The 1,423-nt window shown below is 62.7% G+C and carries 1 protein-coding gene; it reads right to left on the bottom strand.

Annotated features, from left to right (window positions below):
• Positions 1-317: 317 nt before the first annotated feature.
• Positions 318-1,423: IS110 family RNA-guided transposase (locus tag E2C06_RS36430; protein ID WP_165982919.1), on the bottom strand; the 1,106-nt coding region annotated here is incomplete at its 5' end.

Genomic DNA, 1,423 nt, shown 5'->3' with positions numbered 1-1,423 from the left:
TAGATCCCCTCACATGGGGTGTTTCTCTGTCAAAGGTCGAGTCACCGTGTCATCGCAAAATCTCCGACTCTGGTGTTCAAACGGCGTCCAAGCCTGAGCCCGTCTTTGTCCTGAGAATTCCAAACCAGGACAACCTCACATTCGGTCAGCGCACACGGCAGCCGCACCATGATCCCGCTTGCGGCGGGCAAGGCTCAGGAGGGCGAGACCATTCTTGGACAGCGGCTTTAATGCCATGGGATCTATCGGTCCGCCCGCCTGGATCCGTCAGGGCCTGATCAGGGTCCTGCCGAATGGGAATGCAACGGCCTGCGTGCTCAGGAAGCCTTCATCAGTGCGCCCTCGATAACGACGCCGTTGTTGACGAACTTCCACAATGCAATGAGAAGCTTTCGTGCAAGGGCAATAATCGCGGTTTTCTTCCCGCGGCCGTCGTTGCGCTGCACCCGTTCCTTGAACCAGAGACTCAGCTCTGACGTCGGCTGGTGCCTCAGCCACAGCCAAGACAGTTGAACCATTGTGGTCCGCAGCCTTGGATTACCCGACTTCGACACTCCCTGTTCGTGCTGCACCGACCCGCTCTGCCACGGCGTCGGTGCGAGCCCGGCGTAGGCAGCTAGCTGACGTCGGTTGCCGAAGGGACGGTACAGACCTTCAAGCCACAGCACGGCAGCACACTCGGACCCAATCCCGCGTAGCCCCGCCAGCGCCGCTGCCGGGGCAAGAGCGCCCTCATTGGCCGGCTCGAGAAGGGTATCCCGCTCTGCTTCCACGACCTTCAGTTGCCCGAGCAGCAGCTCCAGACGGTCGAGCTCGCGGCTGATCTGCGCCTTCAGATGAGGGGGCAATGTGCGCCCGTCACCTGTCGTCAACTCGTCCAGCCGGCGGCGCCGATCACGCTGCAAAGGCTCGTAAGCGGAGATGCCTTGGGCGAATAGCAATCCCTTGATCCGGTTGGTGTGCTCCACCCGCTCCGCCACCAGCGTTTTGCGCTCTCGGCAGAGTCGACGCCGGTCCTCCTCCTCCGGGGTCGGTGCCCGGACCATGGCGCAGACCCGCGGCTCACCGCGCTTGTAGGCAAGCAGCGTCCGCAGCAGAGCCTCGCCGTCAATCCTGTCCGTCTTCGCTCTCCGCCGCCGGCGCGAGGTCAGAACCGAGGCGGCGTCGACCACGTGGCTTTCGAAGCTCTCCTGCTCCAAGACACGGTGCAGCCAGAAGCCATCCAGGCCGGCCTCATGGATAACGATAATCGGGAAGGAAATGCCCGTGCGGGCTTGCGTCTTGTCCCGCAGCCTGCCGAGGTGCTGCAGAAGTGCCGAGACATCGCCGCTTCGCATGGAGTGCTTGGACATCTTCTCTCCGCTGCCTGGCGAGAGCGAAGTGACCAGCCAAGTCGAGCGGGACAGCTCAAGGGACACGAAGA

This window comes from Dankookia rubra (assembly GCF_004355005.1).
GTDB lineage: Bacteria > Pseudomonadota > Alphaproteobacteria > Acetobacterales > Acetobacteraceae > Paracraurococcus > Paracraurococcus ruber_A.
Note: the sequence above shows the minus strand (reverse complement) of the source record. Positions and strands in the feature narration are given on the sequence as shown.